The organism is Halanaerobium sehlinense, from assembly GCF_055379485.1.
Genome location: NZ_AP042442.1, coordinates 26,391 through 50,317, shown reverse-complemented (window position 1 = coordinate 50,317; position 23,927 = coordinate 26,391). Strand labels below are relative to the sequence as shown.

The 23,927-nt window shown below is 34.4% G+C and carries 27 protein-coding genes; 8 read left to right on the top strand and 19 right to left on the bottom strand.

Annotated features, from left to right (window positions below):
- Positions 1–72: 72 nt before the first annotated feature.
- Complete coding sequence (locus ACZ446_RS00285; protein ID WP_464393176.1) at positions 73–705, bottom strand: hypothetical protein; 633 nt, start codon at positions 703–705, stop codon at positions 73–75.
- A 46-nt stretch (positions 706–751) separates the two neighbouring features.
- The gene (locus tag ACZ446_RS00280) at positions 752–1,093 is read right to left on the bottom strand and encodes a phage holin family protein (RefSeq protein ID WP_464393175.1); all 342 of its coding nucleotides are present in this window, start codon (positions 1,091–1,093) and stop codon (positions 752–754) included.
- Between the two features lie 266 nt (positions 1,094–1,359).
- Here ACZ446_RS00280 and cysK point away from each other — a divergent pair, with 266 nt between their 5' ends.
- The 3 genes from cysK to ACZ446_RS00265 all read left to right on the top strand — a co-directional run bounded on the left by cysK (position 1,360) and on the right by ACZ446_RS00265 (position 4,973).
- A complete protein-coding gene (gene cysK, locus ACZ446_RS00275; protein WP_464393174.1) occupies positions 1,360–2,271 on the top strand; it encodes a cysteine synthase A in 912 nt (303 codons plus the stop codon).
- A 261-nt stretch (positions 2,272–2,532) separates the two neighbouring features.
- Positions 2,533–3,762, top strand: a complete 1,230-nt coding sequence (locus ACZ446_RS00270) for an EAL and HDOD domain-containing protein (RefSeq protein WP_464393173.1) — start codon at positions 2,533–2,535, stop codon at positions 3,760–3,762.
- A 107-nt stretch (positions 3,763–3,869) separates the two neighbouring features.
- Positions 3,870–4,973, top strand: coding sequence for a DUF362 domain-containing protein (locus tag ACZ446_RS00265; protein WP_464393172.1), 1,104 nt, complete (start codon positions 3,870–3,872; stop codon positions 4,971–4,973).
- A gap of 80 nt (positions 4,974–5,053) precedes the next feature.
- On the opposite strand, the gene ACZ446_RS00260 is transcribed toward ACZ446_RS00265, so the two are convergent.
- From ACZ446_RS00260 to purB, 6 genes are all read right to left on the bottom strand, one after another.
- Positions 5,054–5,356: a hypothetical protein gene (locus tag ACZ446_RS00260; protein WP_464393171.1), complete on the bottom strand. Its 303-nt coding sequence runs from the start codon at positions 5,354–5,356 to the stop codon at positions 5,054–5,056.
- Positions 5,322–5,567 (bottom strand): aldo/keto reductase, encoded by a 246-nt coding sequence (locus ACZ446_RS00255; RefSeq protein WP_464393170.1) that lies wholly within the window; start codon positions 5,565–5,567, stop codon positions 5,322–5,324. The genes ACZ446_RS00260 and ACZ446_RS00255 overlap by 35 nt, the downstream gene beginning before the upstream one ends.
- A gap of 220 nt (positions 5,568–5,787) precedes the next feature.
- Complete coding sequence (cysE, locus tag ACZ446_RS00250; RefSeq protein ID WP_464393169.1) at positions 5,788–6,444, bottom strand: serine O-acetyltransferase; 657 nt, start codon at positions 6,442–6,444, stop codon at positions 5,788–5,790.
- A gap of 161 nt (positions 6,445–6,605) precedes the next feature.
- Complete coding sequence (purD, locus tag ACZ446_RS00245; protein WP_464393168.1) at positions 6,606–7,898, bottom strand: phosphoribosylamine--glycine ligase; 1,293 nt, start codon at positions 7,896–7,898, stop codon at positions 6,606–6,608.
- A 22-nt stretch (positions 7,899–7,920) separates the two neighbouring features.
- Entirely contained in the window at positions 7,921–9,192 is a 1,272-nt protein-coding gene (locus ACZ446_RS00240) for an adenylosuccinate synthase (protein ID WP_464393167.1), read from the bottom strand.
- An 82-nt stretch (positions 9,193–9,274) separates the two neighbouring features.
- Positions 9,275–10,573 carry an adenylosuccinate lyase gene (gene purB / locus ACZ446_RS00235; RefSeq protein WP_464393166.1) on the bottom strand — a complete coding sequence of 433 codons (1,299 nt, stop codon included), beginning with the start codon at positions 10,571–10,573 and terminating at the stop codon, positions 9,275–9,277.
- A 305-nt stretch (positions 10,574–10,878) separates the two neighbouring features.
- Here purB and ACZ446_RS00230 point away from each other — a divergent pair, with 305 nt between their 5' ends.
- From ACZ446_RS00230 to ACZ446_RS00215, 4 genes are read left to right on the top strand one after another with little or no spacing between them, the layout of a single operon-like run.
- Complete coding sequence (locus ACZ446_RS00230) at positions 10,879–11,997, top strand: DnaD domain protein (RefSeq protein WP_464393165.1); 1,119 nt, start codon at positions 10,879–10,881, stop codon at positions 11,995–11,997.
- 36 nt (positions 11,998–12,033) lie between these two features.
- On the top strand, positions 12,034–13,056 hold the full coding sequence (locus ACZ446_RS00225; RefSeq protein WP_464393164.1) for an ATP-binding protein: 1,023 nt from the start codon (positions 12,034–12,036) through the stop codon (positions 13,054–13,056).
- A gap of 2 nt (positions 13,057–13,058) precedes the next feature.
- Positions 13,059–14,441, top strand: coding sequence for a replicative DNA helicase (locus ACZ446_RS00220; protein ID WP_464393163.1), 1,383 nt, complete (start codon positions 13,059–13,061; stop codon positions 14,439–14,441).
- Positions 14,434–14,628 carry a hypothetical protein gene (locus ACZ446_RS00215; protein WP_464393162.1) on the top strand — a complete coding sequence of 65 codons (195 nt, stop codon included), beginning with the start codon at positions 14,434–14,436 and terminating at the stop codon, positions 14,626–14,628. Before ACZ446_RS00220 ends, ACZ446_RS00215 begins: the two co-directional genes overlap by 8 nt.
- An 82-nt stretch (positions 14,629–14,710) precedes the next feature.
- On the opposite strand, the gene ACZ446_RS00210 is transcribed toward ACZ446_RS00215, so the two are convergent.
- The 3 genes from ACZ446_RS00210 to mntA form a co-directional block, all read right to left on the bottom strand.
- On the bottom strand, positions 14,711–15,007 hold the full coding sequence (locus ACZ446_RS00210; protein WP_464393161.1) for a PspC domain-containing protein: 297 nt from the start codon (positions 15,005–15,007) through the stop codon (positions 14,711–14,713).
- A 67-nt stretch (positions 15,008–15,074) separates the two neighbouring features.
- Positions 15,075–15,368 (bottom strand): DUF86 domain-containing protein, encoded by a 294-nt coding sequence (locus tag ACZ446_RS00205; protein WP_464393160.1) that lies wholly within the window; start codon positions 15,366–15,368, stop codon positions 15,075–15,077.
- Positions 15,361–15,768, bottom strand: a complete 408-nt coding sequence (mntA, locus tag ACZ446_RS00200) for a type VII toxin-antitoxin system MntA family adenylyltransferase antitoxin (protein WP_464393159.1) — start codon at positions 15,766–15,768, stop codon at positions 15,361–15,363. Before mntA ends, ACZ446_RS00205 begins: the two co-directional genes overlap by 8 nt.
- Before the next feature lie 68 nt (positions 15,769–15,836).
- On the opposite strand from mntA, the gene ACZ446_RS00195 reads away from it, so the two are divergent.
- Positions 15,837–16,286: a hypothetical protein gene (locus ACZ446_RS00195; protein ID WP_464393158.1), complete on the top strand. Its 450-nt coding sequence runs from the start codon at positions 15,837–15,839 to the stop codon at positions 16,284–16,286.
- A 1-nt stretch (position 16,287) separates the two neighbouring features.
- Here ACZ446_RS00195 and ACZ446_RS00190 read toward each other — a convergent pair whose 3' ends face one another.
- From ACZ446_RS00190 to ACZ446_RS00155, 8 genes are all read right to left on the bottom strand, one after another.
- Complete coding sequence (locus ACZ446_RS00190; protein WP_464393157.1) at positions 16,288–17,400, bottom strand: hypothetical protein; 1,113 nt, start codon at positions 17,398–17,400, stop codon at positions 16,288–16,290.
- Positions 17,401–17,490: 90 nt separating this feature from the next.
- On the bottom strand, positions 17,491–18,279 hold the full coding sequence (locus ACZ446_RS00185) for an outer membrane lipoprotein-sorting protein (protein WP_464393156.1): 789 nt from the start codon (positions 18,277–18,279) through the stop codon (positions 17,491–17,493).
- An 82-nt stretch (positions 18,280–18,361) separates the two neighbouring features.
- Positions 18,362–19,612 (bottom strand): ABC transporter permease, encoded by a 1,251-nt coding sequence (locus ACZ446_RS00180; RefSeq protein WP_464393155.1) that lies wholly within the window; start codon positions 19,610–19,612, stop codon positions 18,362–18,364.
- Positions 19,613–19,624: 12 nt separating this feature from the next.
- Positions 19,625–20,860: an ABC transporter permease gene (locus tag ACZ446_RS00175; RefSeq protein ID WP_464393154.1), complete on the bottom strand. Its 1,236-nt coding sequence runs from the start codon at positions 20,858–20,860 to the stop codon at positions 19,625–19,627.
- 2 nt (positions 20,861–20,862) lie between these two features.
- Positions 20,863–21,552, bottom strand: a complete 690-nt coding sequence (locus tag ACZ446_RS00170; protein ID WP_464393153.1) for an ABC transporter ATP-binding protein — start codon at positions 21,550–21,552, stop codon at positions 20,863–20,865.
- On the bottom strand, positions 21,539–22,177 hold the full coding sequence (locus ACZ446_RS00165; RefSeq protein WP_464393152.1) for a TetR/AcrR family transcriptional regulator: 639 nt from the start codon (positions 22,175–22,177) through the stop codon (positions 21,539–21,541). The genes ACZ446_RS00170 and ACZ446_RS00165 overlap by 14 nt, the downstream gene beginning before the upstream one ends.
- A gap of 202 nt (positions 22,178–22,379) precedes the next feature.
- On the bottom strand, positions 22,380–23,363 hold the full coding sequence (locus ACZ446_RS00160; RefSeq protein ID WP_464393151.1) for a Gfo/Idh/MocA family protein: 984 nt from the start codon (positions 23,361–23,363) through the stop codon (positions 22,380–22,382).
- A 95-nt stretch (positions 23,364–23,458) separates the two neighbouring features.
- On the bottom strand, positions 23,459–23,920 hold the full coding sequence (locus tag ACZ446_RS00155; protein ID WP_464393150.1) for a universal stress protein: 462 nt from the start codon (positions 23,918–23,920) through the stop codon (positions 23,459–23,461).
- Positions 23,921–23,927: the final 7 nt, after the last annotated feature.

Sequence of the window (23,927 nt, the reverse complement as noted above, 5' to 3'; positions counted from 1 at the left end):
ATTAACAATTTAACATAAATAATTTTAACTTATTAATAATGTAAAATCAAATTTAATTTCCAAATATTTTCATCAATTAACAACTAGTTTCTGCAGATAATTTAAGTCCATCTCAAAAATTTCACCAGCAGAGGGCCAGAGTATTAACCTTTGTTGAGAAAAGTTAGCTTTAACCTCTGAGGCATTTTTTCTGTTTATCAGATATAGATCTTCACTGCTTAGATATTCAATACTTACTATATTATCATAACTTATATTTAGTGGGCTGCCCAATGATGTTTTAATACTAATGCTGTCTTCTACAGTATTTGCAAAGAAAAAATCACCATTTGTAGCTGTTACATTAACTCCCCTGTTGTTCTTAAAACTACTTGTGTTAGAAAAATTTACTGCCTCAATATCAGCTGGACTAAAAGATCTTTCTCCTGAATCTGATCTTATAGATATATTATTTAGGAGCTCACCACTAAAGCGGTTATTTTCAGATAATCTGAAAACAAAACTACCATTTTGACGCTTAATGCTTTTAAGAAAACGGCTCTGAATATTAATTTCAGCATAAGAAGTTCTAACTTCAATATTATTGTTCTGAACCTGCCCTCTTACAGATTGACCATTCTGCAGTTCAACTTGATCAGCATAAACAGACGCTGTAAAAAATAAAACAAAAAACAGAATTAATATTAAAAGATATTTATTTTTCATTTTCGAAACCTCCTTGAATCAGCAATACTAATTAAATTTGATTTGACTATTCTTCAAACATGCTGTGCAAAATACTGGAAACAAAACTAACAATTATTGAGGCCAGTACGGCAGAAAAGAATCCATTAACTACAAAACCTGGAACTAAAACAGAAGTTAAAGATATCATAATTGCATTAATCACCAGTAAAAAGAGTCCAAAAGTTAAAATAGTAAAAGGTATAGTTAAAATTGTAAAAATCGGTCTGATAAAACCATTTACAAATCCTAAAACAACAGCTGCAAAAAAACCTGTCCAAATACCTGCCACAGTAATTCCCGGCAATAAATAAGCAGCTACTAATAAAGCAACCATTGTTGAAAATACTTTGGCAAAAAAGTGATTCATTTAAAATTCCTCCTTATCAAATAGTATAATTTATAAATTGCATCTAAATCCATTACTTTCCTATTTACTTAGTTCGACAGTAATTATATTATACCTTTTTATTTTTAATAATAAAAGATTTTCTCAAAAAATGCTGTAATTCAACTTTAATAGAGTTTATATTCTTTTTTCTAAATATAGTTGACAGCATATAAATACTGTATTATAATATAATTCAAAGTAAAGTAGTCAACTTTAAGATTTTATGAAATTTGGGAGGAAATTTAATGATTTTTAAAAATGTAACTGAATTAATTGGTAATACCCCTTTAGTCAAGTTAAATAACTTAGTTTCTGAAACAGATGCCGAAGTTGTTTTAAAACTAGAAAGTTTTAATCCTGGGGGAAGTATCAAAGATAGGATAGCTTTTAATATGATCTCTGAAGCAGAAAAGTCTGGAGAGATTGAACCAGGTGGAGTTTTAGTTGAACCAACAAGCGGTAACACAGGAATTGGAATTGCAATGGTAGGAGCTGCAAAAGGCTATAAAGTTGTCTTAACTATGCCTGAATCCATGAGTGAAGAAAGAAAAAAAATGCTCAAAGCTTATGGTGCAGAATTGGTTTTAACACCTGCCTCAGATGGTATGAAAGGTGCAATTGCAAAAGCAAAAGAAATTGCAGCTGACAGAAATGGTTTCATTCCATCTCAATTTGATAATCCAGCTAACCCTGACATTCACCGTAAAACAACTGCTCAAGAAATAATTACTGAAACTCATGGTAAAATTGATTATTTTGTAGCAGGAGTTGGTACCGGTGGAACTATCACTGGAACTGGAGAAAAATTAAAGGAAATCATTAATAATCTTAAAGTAGTAGCAGTTGAGCCAGAAAATTCTGCTGTTATCTCTGGAGAGGAAGCTGGGCCTCATAAAATCCAAGGAATTGGTGCTGGTTTTATCCCTGGCGTTTTAAATACAGACATTATTGACAGAGTAGAAAAAATTAAAAATCAAGAAGCTTTCCAGACAGCCAGAGATTTAGCTGTTAAAGAAGGCATCTTCGCCGGTATTTCGACTGGAGCTGCAGTTGCCGCTGCACTCAGATTAGCTAAAGAGGTCGATCAAGATCAAAGAATTGTAGTAATTGCTCCAGATACAGGTGAACGCTACCTATCTACTGGTGTTTTTAGCTAAATATTATCTGCACCTTCCGTTTGCGCAACCAAATTTATCCAATTTTATATTTTTGCAAAAGTTTTCCCCGATAATTTGATATAGAAGAATTTCCCCTGTGAAAGGCCCGGAGGACCCCCAACCTACCGGGCTATTTTTTTGTAAAATTGTAAATTTTAGTGTATAATTTATAATATAGGGTTTTTAAATTTTTAATCTTATCTTTGACAGCTGTAAACATGTAGAATAATTACTAAAATATTTTAAAGAGAGTGATATCAAATGGGGAAATATATTGTTGCTAGAAGGCCAGTTCTTGATTCAAGTCAGGAAGTATTCGCTTATGAGATTATATTCAAAAATAATATTGAGAACAAAACTATATCAGAAAATTCAAACCTCATTAATGAAGGAATAAGTGATGATATTGAATTTTTTGAAGACAGCAATCTTACTGATGGAAAAAAGATTTTTATTAACTTCAATGCTGATTTGATCAAAAATAAAGCTCCTTTTCTTTTATCTAACAAAAATATTGGTATTGAAATTTCAGAAGACCTAAATTCTGAAAATGAAATAGTCAATATAATAAAAAAATTAAAAGAAAATGATTATCTCCTAATACTCAATCATCCTGAAGCAGTCTTATCAGAAAATATTTTATATAATTATGCAGATATAATTAAACTGGACTATAAAAGTAATGCTAAAACCGAACTGAAGAATTTTATAAATAACATAAAATCTAGAAAATTATCCAATGTAAAATTTTTAGCTAAAAATATCGATAAACACCAGCATTTCGAAGAAGCTAAGAAAATTGGCTTTGATTATTTCCAGGGAGTTTTTTTTACAAAGGCTGATATTGTTAATGAAAACGGTACTCCTGGTTATGAAATAAACTATCTTAATATTTTAAAAGAACTAAATAAGGAAGACGTAAATTTTAGTGAGATTGAAAAAATTATTAAGAATGATATATCTATGACCTTTAGCCTCTTAAAAACTATTAATTCTGCCTCATATGGGTATAATGTTTCTTCGATTAAACAGGCCTCAACTCTCTTAGGGGTTAAAGGTTTGAAAAAGTGGAGTCTGCTTTATCTAATTAATGATTTAAAAAATGATAAACCAGATATTCTTTTTGTTAATACTCTAACCCGAGCAAAATTTGCCGAATTACTGGCTGAAGAATTTGGTATAAGCAAAAAAAGTGATGATTTATTTACAATGGGAATTTTTTCAATGATAGATGCTTTTTTGAATAAACCTTTATCTAAAATTTTGGAAGAAACTGCTCTCACAGAAGAAGTAAAAGAAGCAATTTTAATCAGAGAAGGTGTTATGGGAGAAATTTTAAATCTGGTCATTGCATTTGAAAGAGTCAAATGGGATCAAGTTGCTTTAATAGAAAAAAAGAACCAAATTGATCCGAAAAAACTTTATAACAAATACCTTGAGGCAGTCGATTTTTCTTATGAAACTATGAATATATTAATGAAAAATCAGTAATTACCATCTTTTAATATTATAAATCTTTGTTAAACTATTAAAAATATCATATAATAAAATGAGAGTTTAAAGATTTCAATTAAGCAAATCAAAAAGGGGAGATTTTTATGGCTGCTAAAGTATTTATGGCTGATATGAAAGCTTCATCAGGAAGTGAAAGTCTTGTTAAAAAATTGGGGAGATTATTTTATAAAGCAGGTTTTCAAGAATTAATTGCTGAAGATGATTTTGTGGCTATTAAACAGCACTTTGGAGAGCCTGGAAATACAGCTTTTATTAGACCAGTCTTTACCAGAGAAATTGTGAATATATCAAAAAAGTTAAAAGCAAAACCCTTTTTAACTGATGCTAACACTCTTTATACAGGCGAACGTTCTAACTCAGTCGACCATTTAAATGCGGCTATAGCAAATGGGTTTTCTTATGCAACTGTCCAGGCACCAATTATTATTGCAGATGGACTGAAAGGTAAAGGCTCAACTGAAGTTGAAGTAAAGCTAAAGCATTTTGATAAGGTCCGCATTGCTTCAGAGGTATTGGAAGCTGATGTTTTAATCAGCCTAGCTCATTTTAAGGGTCATGAGCTCTCAGGCTTTGGGGGGACATTTAAAAATATTGGTATGGGCCTTGGCAGCAGGGCTGGAAAACAGATGATGCATTCAGCTGTATTACCAGAAATTACTGAATCAGAATGCATTAAATGTATGCAGTGTGTCAAACACTGTCCAGAGGATTGTATTACTATTAATGAAAATGAAAGTTACATCGACCATGAAATTTGTATTGGTTGTGGAGAATGTGTAGTTACCTGTCCAACTGATGCAATTTCTGTTGAATGGGAATCTACCAGTGAAGGTATGGAAGAACGCCAGGTTGAATTTACATATGGAATTGTTAAGGATAGAAAAAATATCTACATTAATTTTATTACCAATGTTTCACCTGACTGCGACTGTGCTGGCTGGAGTGACCGCCCAATAGTAAATGATATTGGTATTCTAGCTTCTAAAGATCCGGTTGCTTTAGAACAGGCTTCTCTAGATTTAGTTAATCAGGCTGAACCAAAAGGAATGCTTGAAGGAAGAGGTTTAAAACCTGGAGATAATAAGTTCAAAGCTGTGCATCCTAGCACTGATGGAGGAGTTAGACAGATAGAATATGCTGCAGAAATTGGAATGGGCAGCCGCGAATATGAATTAATTGATTTATAGAATTATGAAAACTGAAATTTAAAGGCTCAGCATAATTGCTGAGCCTTTTTTAAATCAATATTTTTTAAACTTAATTAAACTTACTTCATAATATCGCTTTCGCCTAATTTATAATCTACTATCTCCAACTTGTTTTTTACATCAAGCCCATATTTACAGGCTTTAAAATCAGCAGCTTTATTCAATAAATCAACTGCTTTTAGTTTTAATTCTTTATATCTTTCTGCAGCCAATTCTTTATCTCCAAACCAAAAGCGGAGTCGTTCTCTCAACGCATAATCAGCAGGATTTCTAGGCCTACCATCATAAAGCTGACGGTCATAATATCCTTCAATTCTAAAAATATCCTTAATTTTTCCTCCATATTTTCCAGAGAAAACCATCAGCGAGTGGCTTCATACAAAGTGTACCAATATTTTTTTCGGACTCTCCATCACCATAAGAAGCAGCAGTTTCTAAATAATTTCCACCCTGAGCAAGATACTTATTTAATAATTGCACCGCCTTATCAGCTGGAATTTCTATTAAATGAAAGCCTCCAAAACCAAGCAGAATGACATCTAATCCAGTTTTTCCGAGTACTCTTTTTTCCATAGCTAATTCCTCCTATTCTATTATCTAAACTTATAAAATTACACTTCCTCAGTTTAAATTTTAAAATATTCAGTCAATTTAAGTTAGTTTTCTTCCTCTTTTATTCTCTTTAACCGGAACATCTATTATTATATCACAGCAAGAAAAAAATGACAGCTCTTCTCTGCTGAGAAAGCCGCCATTAATTTATAATAAAAACATTAAATTTTTAATCTAAATTTTAACCTGCATCTTCAAAAGAATCTTTAGTTAAAATTTCCTTTTTTAATTTTAAAAACTCGGCTTCCAATTCACTTAATTTATCTTTGATTGGATCAGGTAAATCGGCATGTTCAAGATCTCGTTCTGGGTGAATCCTTCTTCCATCACGGCTGACAACTCTTCCTGGAATTCCAACCACTGTAGAATTTTCTTCAACATTTTTTAAAACTACAGATCCTGCCCCTACTTTAGCATCATCTCCTATGGTTATTGAACCTAAAACTTTAGCTCCAGCTCCAATAACTACATTGTTGCCAATAGTTGGATGTCTTTTTCCTCTTTCTTTACCAGTTCCACCTAAGGTAACTCCTTGATAAAGCGTTACATTATCGCCGATCTCAGCAGTCTCACCAATTACAACTCCCATACCGTGATCAATAAAAAAACCACATCCAATTTCTGCTCCTGGATGAATTTCAATCCCGGTTAAAAAGCGGGCCAGCTGTGAAATCAAACGAGGAATTGTGTGCAAACCTCTTTTATATAGCCAGTGAGAAAAGCGGTGAAATAAAAGTGCATGCAGACCTGAGTATGCCAAAATTACCTCAATTAAATTATCAGCAGCTGGATCTCTATCAAATATTGCATTAATATCACATTTAAGTGTTTTAAACATATATTTACCTCCTGAAATACCACCAAAAATAACAAATGACTGGTGATGTTATAAAAACAAAGTTATTCACTCAAGTTAATTATATAAAGTCCAGCTGTTAAATGCAAATATTTCATTAATATTTTGCTTCCCTTTTGTTAATTTGCTCATCTTCTTTTATTCTATTCAACTGAGGCTTCAGGTACATTTGAAATTGTAAATCCGATATCTGTTCTATAATGCATATCTTTAAACTCTACTTCGTTTATATAATCATAAACAGTATCAATAACGCTTAAAATACCTTCCCCAACTACAGTCATTCCCAGCACCCTTCCACTATCAGTATAGTACTTGTCATCTTCAAGCCTGGTTCCAGAATGAAATACAATTAAATCATCATGGTGCTTTAGATTTTCGAGTCCTTCAATTTCATAACCGGTTTTATAAGTCAGAGGATAACCTGCTGAAGCAAGTATAACACACACTGCATCACTATCATAAATTTCAATTTCTTTTTTATACTTTAATTTAACATCGTTAGTTTTCTGCATCAGCTCAAGTAAATCCTCAGCCAATAGCGGCATAATTACCTGGGTTTCAGGATCACCAAAACGCGCATTATAATCAATTACTTTGGGACCACTTTCGGTTAAAATTATCCCAACATGCATAACACCTCTGTAATCTATTCCCTCACTATTTAGAGCATGCAGAGTCGGTCTTAAAATTTCCCTACAGATCCGATCCATCATCTCTTGATCTACATAGGGGGAAGGTGAATAAGATCCCATTCCTCCAGTATTAGGCCCTTCTTCTCCTTCGAAAACAGCCTTGTGTTCCCTGGTACTGGTTACTGGTAAAATCGTCTGACCATCAGTCAGAGCAAATATTGAAATTTCCTCCCCTTCGATAAAATCCTCTACTACTATTCTATCTCCAGCATCTCCAAACGCTTTATCTTCCATAATTCTGGCTACAGCATCCTGAGCTGCTTGATAATTGGAAGCAACGATTACTCCCTTACCACCTGCTAAGCCATTAGCTTTTACTACAAGTGGATATTCTGCATTTTCCAGATAGTGAAGAGCATTATCCGGATCAGTAAAGACCTCAAATTCACCAGTCGGTATGTCATATTTATTTAAAATATCCTTAGCAAAAGCTTTACTTCCTTCCAGTAATGCTGCCTGTTTTTTAGGACCGAAGATTGGTATCCCCCGCTCAACAAAATAATCTACTATCCCTGCAACAAGAGGTTCTTCTGGCCCAACTACAGTCATTCCTATTTCATTTTTCTGGGCAAAATCTGCTAAAGTTTCTATATCATCTGCATCTATTTCTACTCTTTCTGCAATTTCTAACATCCCATCATTGCCTGGAGCTGCATAAATTTTATCTACATGATCGCTCTGATAAAGCTTCCAGGCTAAGGCGTGTTCTCTGCCTCCGTTTCCTACTATTAATACTTTCATAGCCGATCCTCCTCTACTATATTTATCTAATAATTGCTTGTTCACGGCCAGGTCCAACACTAATTATTTTGGCCGGAACTCCGATTAAATCTTCAATTCTTTCTATATACTTTTTAGCATTTTCAGGAAGCTGCTCATAATCTCTTACACCTGTAATATCTTCCTCCCACCCCGGCCATTTTTCATAAACTGGCTCATATGGGATTTCACTTTCTAAATAAGGAGGGAATTCCTCTACAATTTCTTCCCCATGTTTATAGGCAGTACAGACTTTAATCTCATCAATACCGGTTAAAACATCTATTTTAGTTAAAGCTATTTCAGTTAAGCCATTGACTCTAACTGCGTGCTTTAAAATTGGTATGTCAAGCCAGCCGCAGCGACGTGGACGACCTGTTGTTACACCATATTCGTGGCCTTTATCTCTTAAATATTCTCCCCATTCATTGTCTAATTCAGTTGGGAATGGTCCAGCTCCAACTCTTGTCAGATAAGCTTTAGTCACACCTATAACATCATCTATAGTTGTTGGTCCCATTCCACTTCCAGTACAGACACCACCAGCTGTTGGATTTGAAGAAGTAACAAAAGGATATGTACCATAATCTATATCAAGTAATGTTCCCTGAGCACCTTCAAAAAATATTTTTTTATTATTCTTATGAGCTTCATTTAAAAGCAGGGAAGTATTAGTTACATATGGTCTCAATTTCTCTATAAAAGGTTGATATTCTTTGATTATTTCTTCAACCTTCAGCTTTTGAGCACCATAAACTTTTTCCAGGAGTATGTTGTGATAATCCAGTGCTTTTTCTAATTTTGCTCTAAATCTTCCTTCATCCAATACATCTGCAATTCTGATACCACGGCGGGCTGTTTTATCAGTATAACAGGGACCAATTCCTTTACCAGTAGTGCCAATTTTGCTGTCACCCTTACGCTTTTCTTCTAAACCATCGAGCATTCTATGGTAGGGCATAATTACATGTGCTGTCTCTGAAATGTAAAGGTTAGCTAGAGAAATTCCTCTTTTTTCCAAACCTTCCATCTCTTCAACCATAGCTTCAGGATCAATTACTACTCCTCCACCAAGTACAGATTTCTTATCTTCATATAAAATTCCAGATGGAATCAAATGCAGCTCAAACTTTTTTTCACCAACTATTACAGTATGGCCCGCATTATTTCCACCACCATAGCGAACTACTAAATCGGCAGTTTTGGCAAGCATATCAGTGATTTTACCCTTACCTTCGTCTCCCCACTGTGCACCAACAACTATTTTATTAGACATTTGAATTCTCCTCACATATTTATTATCTCTTAACTATAGTTTAACAAAGATTTTAACAAAGTGCATCTTTTCTTATGTTATCTTACTTTAAAAGTCCATTTCTTTTAAAAATTTGATCAATATTTTTTAAGTAAGCCTGCCAGTCAAAAATTCTTTCTAACTCTTCTTCGCTTAAATATTTACTAATTTCCTGATCAGCGGCAGCTAATTGTTTATAATCAGTCTTCTCTTCCCAGGCAGTCATCGCATTTCTCTGGGCCAGCTCATAAGCTTCTTCCCTGCGAAGCCCTTTTTCGACTAAAGCCAGCATTAAACGCTGAGAAAATGTTAGCCCCAGTGTTTTTTCTAAATTAAGTTTCATATTATCTTCATTAACTACCAGTTCCTCAATAACCTCTTTAAATTTAATAAGCATATAGTCCAATAGAATTGAGCTATCAGGCAGTATTACCCGTTCTACTGACGAATGAGTCAAATCTCTTTCGTGCCACAGAGTTATATTTTCCAGAGCTGGAACAACATTACCCCTAACTACTCGGGCCAGACCACTTAAGCGCTCACAGACAATAGGGTTTTTCTTGTGAGGCATTGCTGAAGAACCTTTTTGACCTTTGCGAAAACCTTCTTCCACCTCTAAAATATCAGTTCTCTGCAGATTTCTAATCTCTGTAGCAAACTTCTCGATTGAAGCTGCAGCCAGGGCAATTCTTTCGATAAAGTCAGCATGGCGGTCCCTCTGCAAAATCTGTGAACTAACCAGGGCATTTTTCAAACCTAAAATTTCGCAAACCCTCTTTTCAACAGCGGGATCAATTGTCGCAAAAGTTCCTACTGCTCCTGATATTTGACCAACAGCAACTACATCCTGCAGCTGTTTAAACCGTGTTATTTGTCTTCCAACTTCTTGATACCAATTTAAGAGTTTAAGTCCCCAGGTTATCGGCTCAGCATGAACTCCATGAGTTCTGCCAACCATTATTGTATCCTTGTCTGCCAAGGCTTTTTTAGCTAAAATTCGATGTAATTTTTCTAAATCTTCTAAAATTATTTCACAGGCCTGCTTCATCTGCATAGAGCGGGCTGTATCTTTTATATCCGAAGAGGTAACTCCTTCATGAATAAAACGAGATTCTTCTCCTAAATTCTCCGAAACTCCTTCAATAAAAGCTATCATATCATGTCGGGTTTTCGCTTCAATTTCTTTAATCCTTTTAAGATCAACTTCTGCTTCCTGCTCAATTTTTTCGGCTGCTTCGACTGGTATTTCGCCTAATTCAGCTCTAGCTTTTAAAATAGCTAATTCAATTTCAAGCCAGATTTCATATTTCTGCTCCTCACTCCATACTTTTTCCATTTCTGCTCGGCTGTATCTTGAAAGCATATAAATAATCTTCCTCTCTTTTTTCCTTATTTAGATTATATTTCTTCTAAAATAAATATTAGGCTTATCTCAGCGTTTTGAGTGCTGATAAGCCATAAATTCAGCTATTCTCTTTTTTTCAGTTTAATATTAGCAGATGCAGTTGGTGCTGTCAAGATATGAAGCCAACTGGAGTTGAATTTTAAGCCAATAACACATATAATTATTAACTGCAGCTGAGAAATTTATAGATTCTTCTTAAAAACTCTTTCAAATCTGATATAATAAAAATAAGTGTTAAATTTCTGAAGGGTAACGGTGATGAAATGGAGTATAATTATTATAAAAAAAGTGTTGATTTAAGTGAGAATGAAAGCAGACAACTTTTAATTTTAGGTGACAGCATGATTGAAAAAGGATTTTTGCGCCAATTTTCTGGTAAGGAAACTAAAGTGCTGCTCTATCTTTTAACTCATCTTAAACAGGATAATGAAATAGAAATTGAGATACCGCTTGCCGCAGGAGCACTTGGTATTGAAATAGATGATTTACGAGAATTGATTTCAGGTATGGCTGAGATAGGATTTATAAGTGACAGTCCAGCTTTCGGCGAAAACTTTTTTAGTTCTTATTTAAATTTAGATACAGTAATTAAAAAAAATAAAAAGATTAAAACTGATGCAAATACTTCTGTAACGGGCTCAGAAGTCCGCCAACAGCTTATTAAAAGTAATTCGGCTTCTAAAAATGAAATTGCTGCTGCTTTAATCTCCTTTTTGCCACCTGCTAATAGAAATATCCATCGGCGGGAGGAAATAAAAAGTTGGCTTAATGATTTTGAAGTTCAGATGCTGAAAGAATTGGTTCGAAGAGTTGATAAATGGCTGAGGCGTCAGGGTGGTGGAGACCATCTCCAGGGAGCTTATGCCTATTTAAAGGCGATAATAGATAATTGGTACCAGGAAGAAATTACAAGTTATGAAGATTTGCAGCAGCAGGATAAACTGCATCGAGAAACTAAAGAGCTGGCCCGCGCCTATGGAATTAGATCATTTTCTTCTAATACCGCTCAACTTAAGACTTTTCAGAGCTGGCTAACTGGTGAGCAGGCTTTAAGCAAGGAACTTGCGCTTGCTGCCATTAGAGAAGCTGTACGTCGAAAAAGAGATGGTCAACCATCTTTAAAATATGTTGAGGATAATTTTATTAATCCGATTAAAGAACTTGGAATTAGCAATCTGGCAGATTTCAGACGCTGGCTGCAGAAAGAAATGGACCAAAAGGCAGCTGATCCTGACAGCCGTGATCAAAATAACTCTAAAAACAAAGACAACAATGAAAAACAGAATAAATCAGGAAAATCTAAAGTAAATAAAAATAATAAGGATAATGATAACTATAAATGGAAAGACTTTTTTATTGATTTCGATAAGTACAAGGAATAGCGATATATGCACAAAATTTAGAAAGGGGACAAAGTTATGCCATTAGAGTTTAATTCAAATAAATATCAGGGTAAGGCCAGAGAAAAATATATGGAAGCTGAAAAAAGAATAAAAAAAATTCACAATCAACATCCTGATGTGGAGCAGGCATATAGTTATTTAAACTCCCTCAAAAGAGAATATAAAATGCTAAAAGTTGGCTTATTTAACCAAGAAAAAGACAATGAAAATACTGCTGATGAGTTAAAAAATGAGATTCAGCAGCTGGAAGCACATTACAATGCACTCTTAAAAAAACATGACGTCCCACTAGATTATAAAGAACCTAATTGGGACTGCGAAAAATGTCATGACACAGGTAGAATTTACAGAAATAATCAATATTTAGTCTGCAGCTGTGCTAAAAACGATTTAAGAAAACGCAAGCAAAAAAATGGTAATCTTCCTAAGCACTTACATAGTGCTACTTTTGCTAATGCCAATCTAAACTACTATGAAGCTGATTTAGTGACTGGAAGCGGTATGAACTATCGAGAAAATGCTCAAAAAATTTATAGTTTGGCTTCTTCTTTTGTCCAAAAATTCCACTCAAATGGAATCAGCCAGGGTCTAATTATTGAAGGACCAATTGGGAGTGGGAAATCATATCTTTTAGGCTGTATTGCTAATGCTTTAATTGATCGGGGAATCCATTTTCGTTATATAGTCTATTCTGATTTATTACAACAGATTAGAAGCACTTATAATCAGGACAGTCCTGAAGCTGATGAAAAACAAATTTTAAATAATGTTCAGCAAATACCTATACTTTTAATTGATGATCTTGGAACTGAAAAAGCAACAGAATTTGCATCTTCTACCCTCTATCAGATAATTGATCATCGCTATCGCGAGGAAAAGCCGATCATTTTATCAACAAATTATTCAATCAAAAACTTAAAAAATCGTTTCCCGGTTATGGGGGAGAGAATTTTTCAGCGTCTTTTAGAAATGAATAAATATTTAGAATTAGCTGGGAATGTCAGAGTTAAAAAAATTGAAGAACGACAGGAGGCCTAATTATGTCAGCAGAATTACAAAATGTTAAAAAAGATGAACGATATAATAAAAATGAATATCAGCTTTTGGGCATCCTGCTGCAGTATCCTGATAAAATTGATGAGGTAGCTGATTTACTTGAGGTTAAACACTTTTTAGATCCACAGGCTCAAATAATTTTCGACTTACTGCTAAAACAATACCAACAGGATAATCAAATATCCCGAACCAAATTATTAATTGACCTACAGAATCAGAACTCTGTAGACCAGGCAGAAGAAATTATTGAAAGGCTTACTTCAGGATTTAATACAATTGATGAACTAAAACCGACTATTGATTTAATTAAAAAGGATTACCAGCGCTCACTACTTCAGAGAGCGTCAAACAAGCTGCAGGAATTAACTCAAGCCAATGATCTGACAATCGATGATTACCAGGCAAAGGCTCAAGAAATCATATTCCAGGCAACAAACGAAAGTAATGATTTAGAAAAACATATTTATAATATGGAAGAAGTTTTAATGGAATCTTTTTCCAACTATATGGACCGCAAACATAAAAAAGCTGATGTTGGGCTGCGCAGCGGTTTTATTTCTCTAGACAATCTAATCGGAGGCTTTAAAAGAGGCCACCTGAATGTTATTGCTGCTTCAACTTCTATGGGAAAAACAGCCTTTGCCATTAATATTGCTAAAAATGTTTTGAAGCGAAAAGCTAAAGTTGCTGTAATTTCACTTGAGATGGATGCAACCGAGGTTGTAGACAGAATGGTTGTTCAGGAATCACAGGTCAATGCCTGGAAATATACCCAGGGGGAAACAAATGATGACGAGGATCAGCGGGTTTCAAAGGCTTTAGATAATTTACACGAACTACCTCTTATGATTTCTGATGAGCGGGGTCTGAATACTGCTCAAATAAGAGCTCGCCTCCGCAAATTTAAGGCCCAAATGGACGGCCTTGATTTAGCAATTGTAGATTATTTGCAGATGATTCAGCTGCCAGAAGAGCATGCCCAAAATACTTCGCGTGCAGTTGGTCAAATTGTGCTGCAGCTGAGGAACTTAGCTTCTGAGCTTGATATTCCGGTAATTTTAATTTCTCAGATTTCACGTAGTTTTACAAGCCGTACTGACAAAAGACCGGTTTTATCTGACTTAAGAGACTCTGGTAATATCGAGGAGGTAGCAGATGGTGTTATCTTCCTTTATCGTCATGCCCACACCTCTGCTAAAGCAAGGGAAGAGGCTGAAGCTGAAGGTACAGAAAGTGATACAGATATTATAATTGCTAAACAGCGTACAGGACAAACAGGATCAATTAAGCTCTTTTTCGAAGATGAATTTATCCGTTTTGTTGACCCAGAAAATCTATCACTGGAAGGAACGATTCCACATGGCTAATCTCGATAGTTTAGATTTAAAGCTGGTGCTCTCTTTTGCCAATGCTTACCGCCGACTCAACGAAAAAGGTGAGATCAGTGATCAGCAGTTAAAAGATGTAATGAATTTAGTCGAAAATTATCAGGCTTATGCTCCAGATGATTTTAAAGCTCGTCTGCATGAAATTTTCCCTGAAAGTAATTTTTAGGCTTGCATATGACGAAAACTCCAGCTACTAAGCTGGAGTTTTTTTATGCCTTTATAATTTTTAAAATAAAACAGTTAAAATATTAAATATCATGATACTTATTGTCATTATTGTTATTTTGATCAGATTTACTACTGTCCTGCTCCTGGTCCTGATAAACTGGCTCTGATTTAACTTCATAATCAACATCTACATGTGCAGGTCTTTCAGGGATAATAGCCCATGCTACAACATAAGCTAAAAGTCCAGCTCCCCAGACAAACATTAAAATAACTGCACCCAGGCGGACCAGAGTTGGGTCAAAACCAAAATATTCAGCTATTCCACCACAGACACCACCAACTTTTCTGTTTTCGCGTGAGCGATATAGTTTTTTCATAAAATTACACCTCTTTATTTAGATTAATTTTAAATATGATTTCAAAATTCCTTTAATGTCTTTTAGATTATTTTTTAATAAATAATTTTTTTTCTTCTTCAGCCAAATAGCCATTCTCTGCCAAAATCAATGCGATATCTTTATAAACATTAACCCTTCCTAAATTATCATCTGATATTATCTGATTTCCAATATCAATTAAAGCTTCAATTGACAAATGCAAAAACCTCTCAGCACTTCCATATAATAATGGTTTGCTATTAAATTCATCAAATTCTACACCTTTAATAATTTCTTCCAGCTGACTGAGGTATTCGTTACATTTTTGAGATCTTTCTAGTATTATCTCTTTTTTAACCATGTAAAAGTCTCTCCTTAAATTTTTGTTGATTTTTCTTCAAATAATATTCGAAATCAAGATATTTTCTAATTGTTAAAGATTGATATGAAGCAGCATCAAATTTATCTTTTTTATAAATTAAACAATTTTCTTTTACAACTTCATATTTCAAAAGAGCAGAGGCTTGATTTAAAATAACTAAATCAATATTATCTAAACCATTTTTTATTAAATCTTCATATAATTTTACTTTTATTTCTCCACAGCTTCCTGTATAATCATTTTTAAGGAGTACTGCAATATCGATATCACTGTTTTCTGTAGATTTATTTTTAGCCTGAGATCCAAAAAGATAAGCAGCTTCGACAATATTATGGTATTCCATTATTTCAATTATTTTATCAATTACCTGCTGGTCCATTATTATCAGCTCCTATCTAATCTAATTATAAAACAAATTTAAAAGAATTAACAGAGGGGGAATATATTTTGTCAAAAACTTTTAAATTAATTTCAATTTTTTCAGCTGTAGAACTTATTTTACACGGAATTTGGGAATACACCGCCTGTGGTCTATTTTACTCTATGGAGGGGCAGGGCTTTATCGAACACCAATTATTAATGATTCAAGCAACAATTGGTGATGTTTTTATTGCACTTGGCCTCTTTTTAATACTTGCTTTTGTAAACCACTCTTTTAGCTGGTTTTTGAAAAATTGGGAACGAAAAGATTATATTATCTCAACTTTATATTCGATCTCAGCTGCATTCTATTTTGAAGCACATGCCTTATACATTGAGCGTTGGGGATACCAGGAAACTATGCCACTTGTTTATGGAACTTCAATCGCTTTAGTTCCTGTTATTCAGCTGGCTTTATTGCTTCCTCTTGGTTTATTAATAACAAAAAAAATCTATCAGTTAAAGTTTGCAAGTTAATCTAAAAGGTATAACTTAGATTTATTTCTAGGCCCTTTGCATCTCCACCTAGCATCTCATCTTCACTGCCAGCAGCAATACTACCTCTCAGTTCAAGCAGCAGGTTACTGCTGAAGAGATAAGAATAATTTGGGATAAAAAGTGTACTGCCATCATCTATAAAACTAACTGTCATTATTCCGAAAGATGAAAACTCATCAAGCTCATAACTTAAACTGGTATTAATAAAGTCTAAGTTATTTTTGCTGGCTGAGATACTTTCCTCATCTGAAGCAGAAGACTCTAGATTAAATAAATCAAAGTCAGAAAGGTCACCTTTTAAACCTTCAATTCTTAAATATTCTGCCTGCAGGTAAAGCCTGCTCCCTGCCAGAAAATTATAACTGTAATCAGTTCCAAGTTGGTAGATATCATAATCAAGCTCTTCAGACTGCCAGAGACCATAGGCACCATAAATGCCAGCCGGACCTAGGTCTCCTTTAAAAGTTAATCCATAGCGCTCTAAGTCCGCAGCAGATTCACGAGGAGTATTTACATAACTGGCACTTAAATCATAGCCTCTAAAAGTAGTTCTTCCTCTTACAGCCCATTTATGCTTTTTTTGATCTTCCAGATTGGAAGCAACAAAGGTCAGCCCCGAGCCCCAGTTGATGGGGTAATATAACTCCAGTCCGTCAACAAATTTAGCTCTACTTTCCTCTTCTAAATTTTCTGCCCCCAGGCTGTAATCAACCGGATTTATTAAAGCACCATATGACCAGGAAATTGGCTGTCTACCTATACTGGCATTAACTGGTCCAAATTTTTCTTTTAAATATAATTTTTTAAACCAGAGTTCAAATTTATCTTCTCCTGTGTCTGAAAGAGAAAAAACTGCTCTGTTTTGGATATTTAGTGGGAAATCATAGGGTAAAAACCATTCCAGCTCCAGTTCTGTTAGCAAACTATTATCCAGTTCCGAATCAGTATAAGATAAATTGCTAATCAGACTTACCTTACCTCCAATCTCAGCAGCTCTGGCTGGGCTTATATTCAGGATCATAACCAAAAATAAACTAAACAGAGCTGTAACTGTTATCAAGCAAATGCTCTTTTTTCTAACTAAAATTTTCATCTTTTATTAATCACATCCTCAAGACTTTTACTGAAATCTTTACTATGTTGATCTTGTTTGTTGATCTTCTTTATATTATTTTCTGAATTTTTAGCGTAGTCTTTCTAGAGTAAAAATATTCTCTGGTAATTCAGGATTAAATTTTATTTCATTGACTATAAATTCGGTGCTTGTATTTTGACGCAGCTTGTTTTCCATCACCATATGCACCGGATACCAGCGGCCTTCTATCTCTTCTATTTTTAAGACTCTTGCTTCTTTGAGCAGTCTGCCGCTTTCTGCATAAAGATCTTCCTTTAAACCAACAAATCTTTCCTTGTCAATCCAGATTACCCTTCTGTAGTAGCTGACCTCTTTTCCTGGAACCTTTACCCCCTCTAGTTTATAGGCTGGTCGACCCTCGTATTCTTCTTCACTCAGAATTTCAAAATTATAGAGATCAGTTAATTTATCAGATTCGAGCATATCCTGATAGGAAAAATCACTGCCCATCATCCCCTGCTCCAGCATGTGGCCCGAGATTTTAACCAAATCTTCTGCCTGGGGGAAAAACATCCAGAGATCATCGCCTCTTTTTAGAAATTTGGTTCCACGATCCCTGGGATTTGTAAATTCTGCCAGTGCGTTTTCTTCATCCTGCCAGCTGCGCATGGTTTTAGTCTGAGTTCTGCCGCTATTTTTAATGATCATTTCAGCTTCCGAATAAGCTGTAATTATATACTCATTTTCATCACGGCGGTTGATAATCTGATCTGCTGTTAGTTCCTGCTCCTTCGCTGCAGCTGTAAAAGTCAAGCTAGCTGTGATCAGTGTTAAGAGAGTGATTATAAATAAACTTTTAAGTTTTATCTTGTTTTTCTCCTTTAAATAAATAAACATAATTCTAGCTCCTTTCTAAATTTTTTTAAATTTAAAGAAACTCTTTATTTTAATGTTAGAAAACTTGGGCTTAAAATAATCTCTAAATTTCTCGCAGTGCCTCTGTTGGATCAAGTTTAGCTGCCCTTCTAGCTGGAATTATCGCGGTCAATGTTGTGACAACCACGCCAATCACAAAGGCAAATACCATATGCTCAAATTTATAGGTTGGATAAATAATTGGATTCATCAAAACATCGATATCTTCGAAAGCTGCACTGTAATCAAAACCAACTCTTGCTAAATAATAATTTAGCGCTCCTCCTCCCAAAGCTCCAAAAAAGCTGCCAATCACTGCCATAGCTGAGCCTTCGATAATAAAAAGCCCTAAGATCTCTCTGCTTTTCAAACCAAGTGCACTCATCATGCCAATCTCCTGAGTTCTTTCTTTAACGATCATGACTAAAGTATTAATTACCACAATCGATGATAAAAGAACTAAAAAAAGATATATAAAGTTATAAATTTTTTCACTGATTTCTAAAAGTTTAATAAAACTGTTCCCATTTTTCCAGCTTTGAACCAGATATTTTCTACCTCCATTTTGATCTAAATAGCTGCGAACTCCAGGCAGATAGTTGTTTGCTTGATCACGATCTTTTGTCACTAAAAGCAGTTCTGTACTTTCATCATTTAAATAAAGTAGCTGTCTGGCAGTAGTAAGCGGCATAAATACAACCTGCTCGTTCAACAAAGGTAGATTACTTGCTATCTCACCGACTATCTCAAATGTTGCTCCCTGAAAAGAACTAAAAGCTGTTGTGTAGACCATTGTTACCTTTTCGCCAACACTTCTGTCAATCTTATCCAATAATTCTGTACCCATTACTACTTCTCTTTTACCAGCTTCAACCATTCTGCCTTTACTTAGTTCTCGACCAATATTGGTAAACTTAAGTTCTTTATCTCCTTCAATACCCCAGGCCAGCATCTGCACCAGTTCTTCTTCAGTACTTACTGCAGCTCCAAATTTAAGTCGGGGAATAACCATCTCTATTCCTTCCAGCTGACTTAAATCACTTTCCATTTCAGTCAAAGTCTTATTTTTTAATCCGTTAACAGTATAATTTAAAGAAAGCAGCTTTTCTTTCTGTTCATATTCCTGATCAATTATCTTGATATGACCTGTATCATAATGAATATATAGCGAATAAGTGTCTTCGATCATCCCATCTATTAATCCTCTGGTAAAAACAATAACCATCACAGCAAAGGCAATAGCCAGGATAGAAACTATCGTTCTTAATTTATTTCTAAACATATTTTTAAAGGCAATACTTATTAAAAATTTCATCTCCCAACCTCCTTAGCGGTGATAAATTGCTTTTACTGGGTCTTTGCGTGCTGCCCACAGAGCGGGAAAAACACTTGCCAACACAGAAATAACTATGCCATATACAAAAACAAAAATAAAAGAGCTAATTTCCCAACCAGCGTAAATGGTTCCACTTAGGGGGAAACCATAATCAAAATCGCCTCCACCGGTCATTGCTGCCATATCAATTCCATTAATATTGAAAATTGCGAGTCCAATAATTCCCAAGATAATTCCCATTATACCACCAATAATGCCTATTCCAGCAGCTTCACCCATAAAAGTGTAAATAATTTCTCGCTCATGCATCCCGAGTGCTTTCATCATTCCCAGTTCTTCCATTCTCTCTAAGGCAGATAAAATAACTGTATTGATAATACCAACTGCAGCCAGAGTCAGGATTACAGCCAGTACAACCTGAGTTTCTATATCCTGCATCTCAATCATTGTCACTAAACTTTTTGCTGCATCTTTCCAGGAATATGCTCTATAAGGAGCAGTTAAACTTTTATTTAAATCTTCTGCCGCAGCAATTGCCTGATCTTCTTCACTTAATCTGACTACATAATTACTTATCTTATTTTCAACATTTAATCTGTCCTGGGCTGTAGAAAGCGGCAAAAAAACATTGCTTTCATTTAAGCTGGGATGAGGAGTATTAAATAAACCAACAATTTCTCCATCTATAGTGTTAAAAGTTTTTTCTTCAGTTCTAATCAGCATTACTGCATAGTCACCGGTTTTAAAATCCATCAATTCTGCAAGTTTAGCTCCCATAATTATTTCAGTGCTACCTTCTGCAGGCATTCTTCCTTCAACTAAATATTTATTTAATTCAAATACTTTACTGTCACTTTCAAGATCAATTCCGACACCTTTAACCGGAAGTTCGTCTATGCCATTATTTAAATTAACAGCAAATTGTAATCTTTGGGTTAAAGCTTGAAAACCGGTACTCTGCTTAATAGTATTTTCCAACTCTGTTGAAGGATTTATTAAATTTTTCATAGGTAGTTCTTTTCTATCTTCCCAATAACTCCCATCTGTTATCTGCAGATGACCGCTCTCTAGATTAATTATATTATCAAATGACATCTCCGTCATACCAATCATCAAACCATCTGTCATTACATAGATTAATATAGCAAAAGCAATTATCAGAGCTGTAATGAAAGTTCTTCTTTTATGGCGGGTCAGATTTTTAAAAGCCATTTTGAGAAAAAACATTACTAATCCCTCCTCTGGTCTCTGCTGATTTGACCATCCTTAATTTCAATTAAGCGGCGGGCATAATCCATTACTTGAGGATCATGGGTTGAAAAAATAAAAGTTGTATTTAGCTCTTCATTCATTTCTTTCATCAGTTCTAAAACTTCTTTGCTGGTCTCAGAATCAAGGTTGGCCGTCGGTTCATCTGCCAGTACAAGTTTTGGTTCTTTAATTAAAGCTCTGGCTATAGCGACTCGTTGTTTTTGACCCCCGGAGAGTTCATTGGGGCGGCGGTGAGCCATCTCCCCAAGGCCTACCTCTTCTAAAAGAGCCATTACCCGATCTTTTCTTTCTTTTTTGCTGTGTTTTTCAATTAATCTGATTGCAAACTCTACATTTTCAAAAGCAGTTAAAACGGGAATTAGATTATAGCTCTGAAAAATAAACCCTAAGTTATAGCGTCTGACCTCTGATAGCTCTTTACTAGTCAGGTCATTAATCGAATGTCCATCAAAGATAATTTCCCCTGCTGTTGATTTATCGAGACAGCCTATCATATTTAAAAGCGTTGTTTTTCCAGAACCAGAGGGACCAAAAACAGTTGTAAATTCTCCAGATTCAATCTCCATATCGATTCCTCTTAGAGCAGGAACCTCTATTTTGCCCTGCTGATATATTTTTTTCAATCCACTTAGTTTAATTAGTGACATTTTTATCCCCCTTTGCTATACCATTTTTCATGATATAGAGCATTTTATCTACATAGTTCATAATCTCTTCTAAATCATCTGGATTATGATTATCAAAAAAATAACTAACTATACTGAGCGAAAAATCAGTTAAAAAAAATGCTGTGAATTTAATATCAATCTTTGGGTCGATTTGTCCCGCTTGAGCCGCTTTATTAAGCAGCTGTTCAAAAAATTCATTGCTTTTAGGTCTGCTTTCAGCATAGATTTCTTCTTTAAGACTTTCATTACTCCCATTTAAAAGACGATTACCAATTTTAGAGTATAAGGGATATTCCCTTTTGAATTCAATTCCTGCAATAAAAAGTTTCCGCAGAAGATCAAAAAAATCAAGCTTATGATAATTCTTCAGTTTTTGACCCAAAAACTTCATTTTAGCATCTGAAGCCTGGTCTATAATATATTTATAGAGGTCTTTTTTGTTTTGAAAATATTGATAAAAACTTCCTTTTGAAATGTCTGCTTTTTTTATTATTCTATTTATACTCGTTTTTAGATAGGGATAAGCCCCAAACTCCTCTAATGCTGCATTTATAATTCTTTCTTGTTTTGAATTACTTAAATTAAAAAAAGTCTGTTTAGGCATTTATTCACCTTCTTCAGTTTAAAATTTTTTGAATTATTTTATTAATTTTCTGAATAAATATGACTTAATAGTCATATGACTTTGTAGTCACATTATATTCCTTTAATTATTTTTTGTCAACTATTTTTGAGAAATATTAAATTAATGAGTAAAATTAGAACAAAAAAATAACGACTACCTGATTGGCAGCCGTTTCTAAAAATTAATTTTTATAATATTCAGCTATGATTTGATCCATCACTTTTGTTGTTCTAGCTGCACTTTTACCTGTAGAAGGAGATTTACCTTTGCCTAGCAAACTTTTAACTACTTTCTCTAAAAGCGGCTGTTGAACATGTTCTGGATAAGCAAATTCAATTTCCTGTCTGCCATTTTCATTTTCAAGAATAATTACTTCTTCACTGAAGGAAGAAAATAAAAGTCTGCCGCCACTTCCAATAATTTCATTCTGATCCAACTCATGATAAGCATTAAATGTCCAGCTTCCTATCCCCTGAATTTCATTTTCAAAAGTAAAACTCATCACTACATTATCTTCTGCTGGATAAAAATTTGCCTGATTAACTGCAAAGCCAGACGCTGACTTAATTGGACCAAAATAGTAATCAAATAAATCAAGTGTGTGAGCTGCCAAATCTAAAAATTTACCTCCACCTGCAATTTTTGGAATAACTCTCCATGGTAAATTATTTTCATCTTTTTCATCTTCTCTAACAGGTTGAGTCAATCTAATATTTACAGTTCTAACTTCACCAACTGCACCAGATTCTATTAATTCTTTAATTTTTAAAAATCTGGGCATAGCCCTCCGATAATAAGCAACATGCAGCTGAACTCCATTTTCTTCACATACTCTAATCATTTCTTGAGCTTCTTTATAATTTCTAGCCATTGGTTTTTCTACATAAACAGGTAGGCCGGCCTCAGCTGCCATAATAGTATATTTCTTATGAGTTGATGGTGGAGTAGCTATATATACTGCATTTACTTCAGGATCATTAATTAATTTTTCTGCCTGATCATACCAGCGAGGAACATTATGTCTTTCAGCATAATCTTTTGCTAATTCCCCAGTACGCCTCATCACTGCCACCAGAGAAGAACCCTCTATTTTCTGGAGAGCTGGTCCACTTTTCTTTTCCGTAACATCCCCACAACCAATAATACCCCAACGAATTTTATTCATTTCTAGTCCTCCTAAATAATTTATCAATTTATCTTTTAAAAAAAGCTCCCACTTAAGGGAGCTTAGTTAAATCTTTGAATTATCCTAGTAAATAATTATTTTACAACCATAACTGTTTTTTTAGAGTGCCTAACAATTTTATCACTAATACTTCCAAGTAAAAATCTTTCAACTTTTCCATGACCCTTATCTGCCACAATAATTAAGTCAAAATTATTTTCCTCCGCATACTCACAAACTTCATCTGCAGGATCGCCATGAAGCAGTACTTTTTCAGGCTCTATACCTTTTCTTTTGAAAAATTCAGCATCCTGATCAAGTATTTTTTGTCTTTTTTCTTTAATAGTATCTTCCTGCTGTTTCATGATATTTTCTAAGGTTTCAGCAGATAAATAAGAGGCCACTTCGTTAAACTGGTTGACTGGAATTTGAGCAGTTTCTGTATAAACATGAATTAATGTTACCTCAGCCTTTAAACTTTCAGCAAGCTCTGCACCTTTTTGTGCAGCCTTTTGTGCACTTTGGGAACCATCTACAGCTACCAGAATTTTTTTCATAGTATCG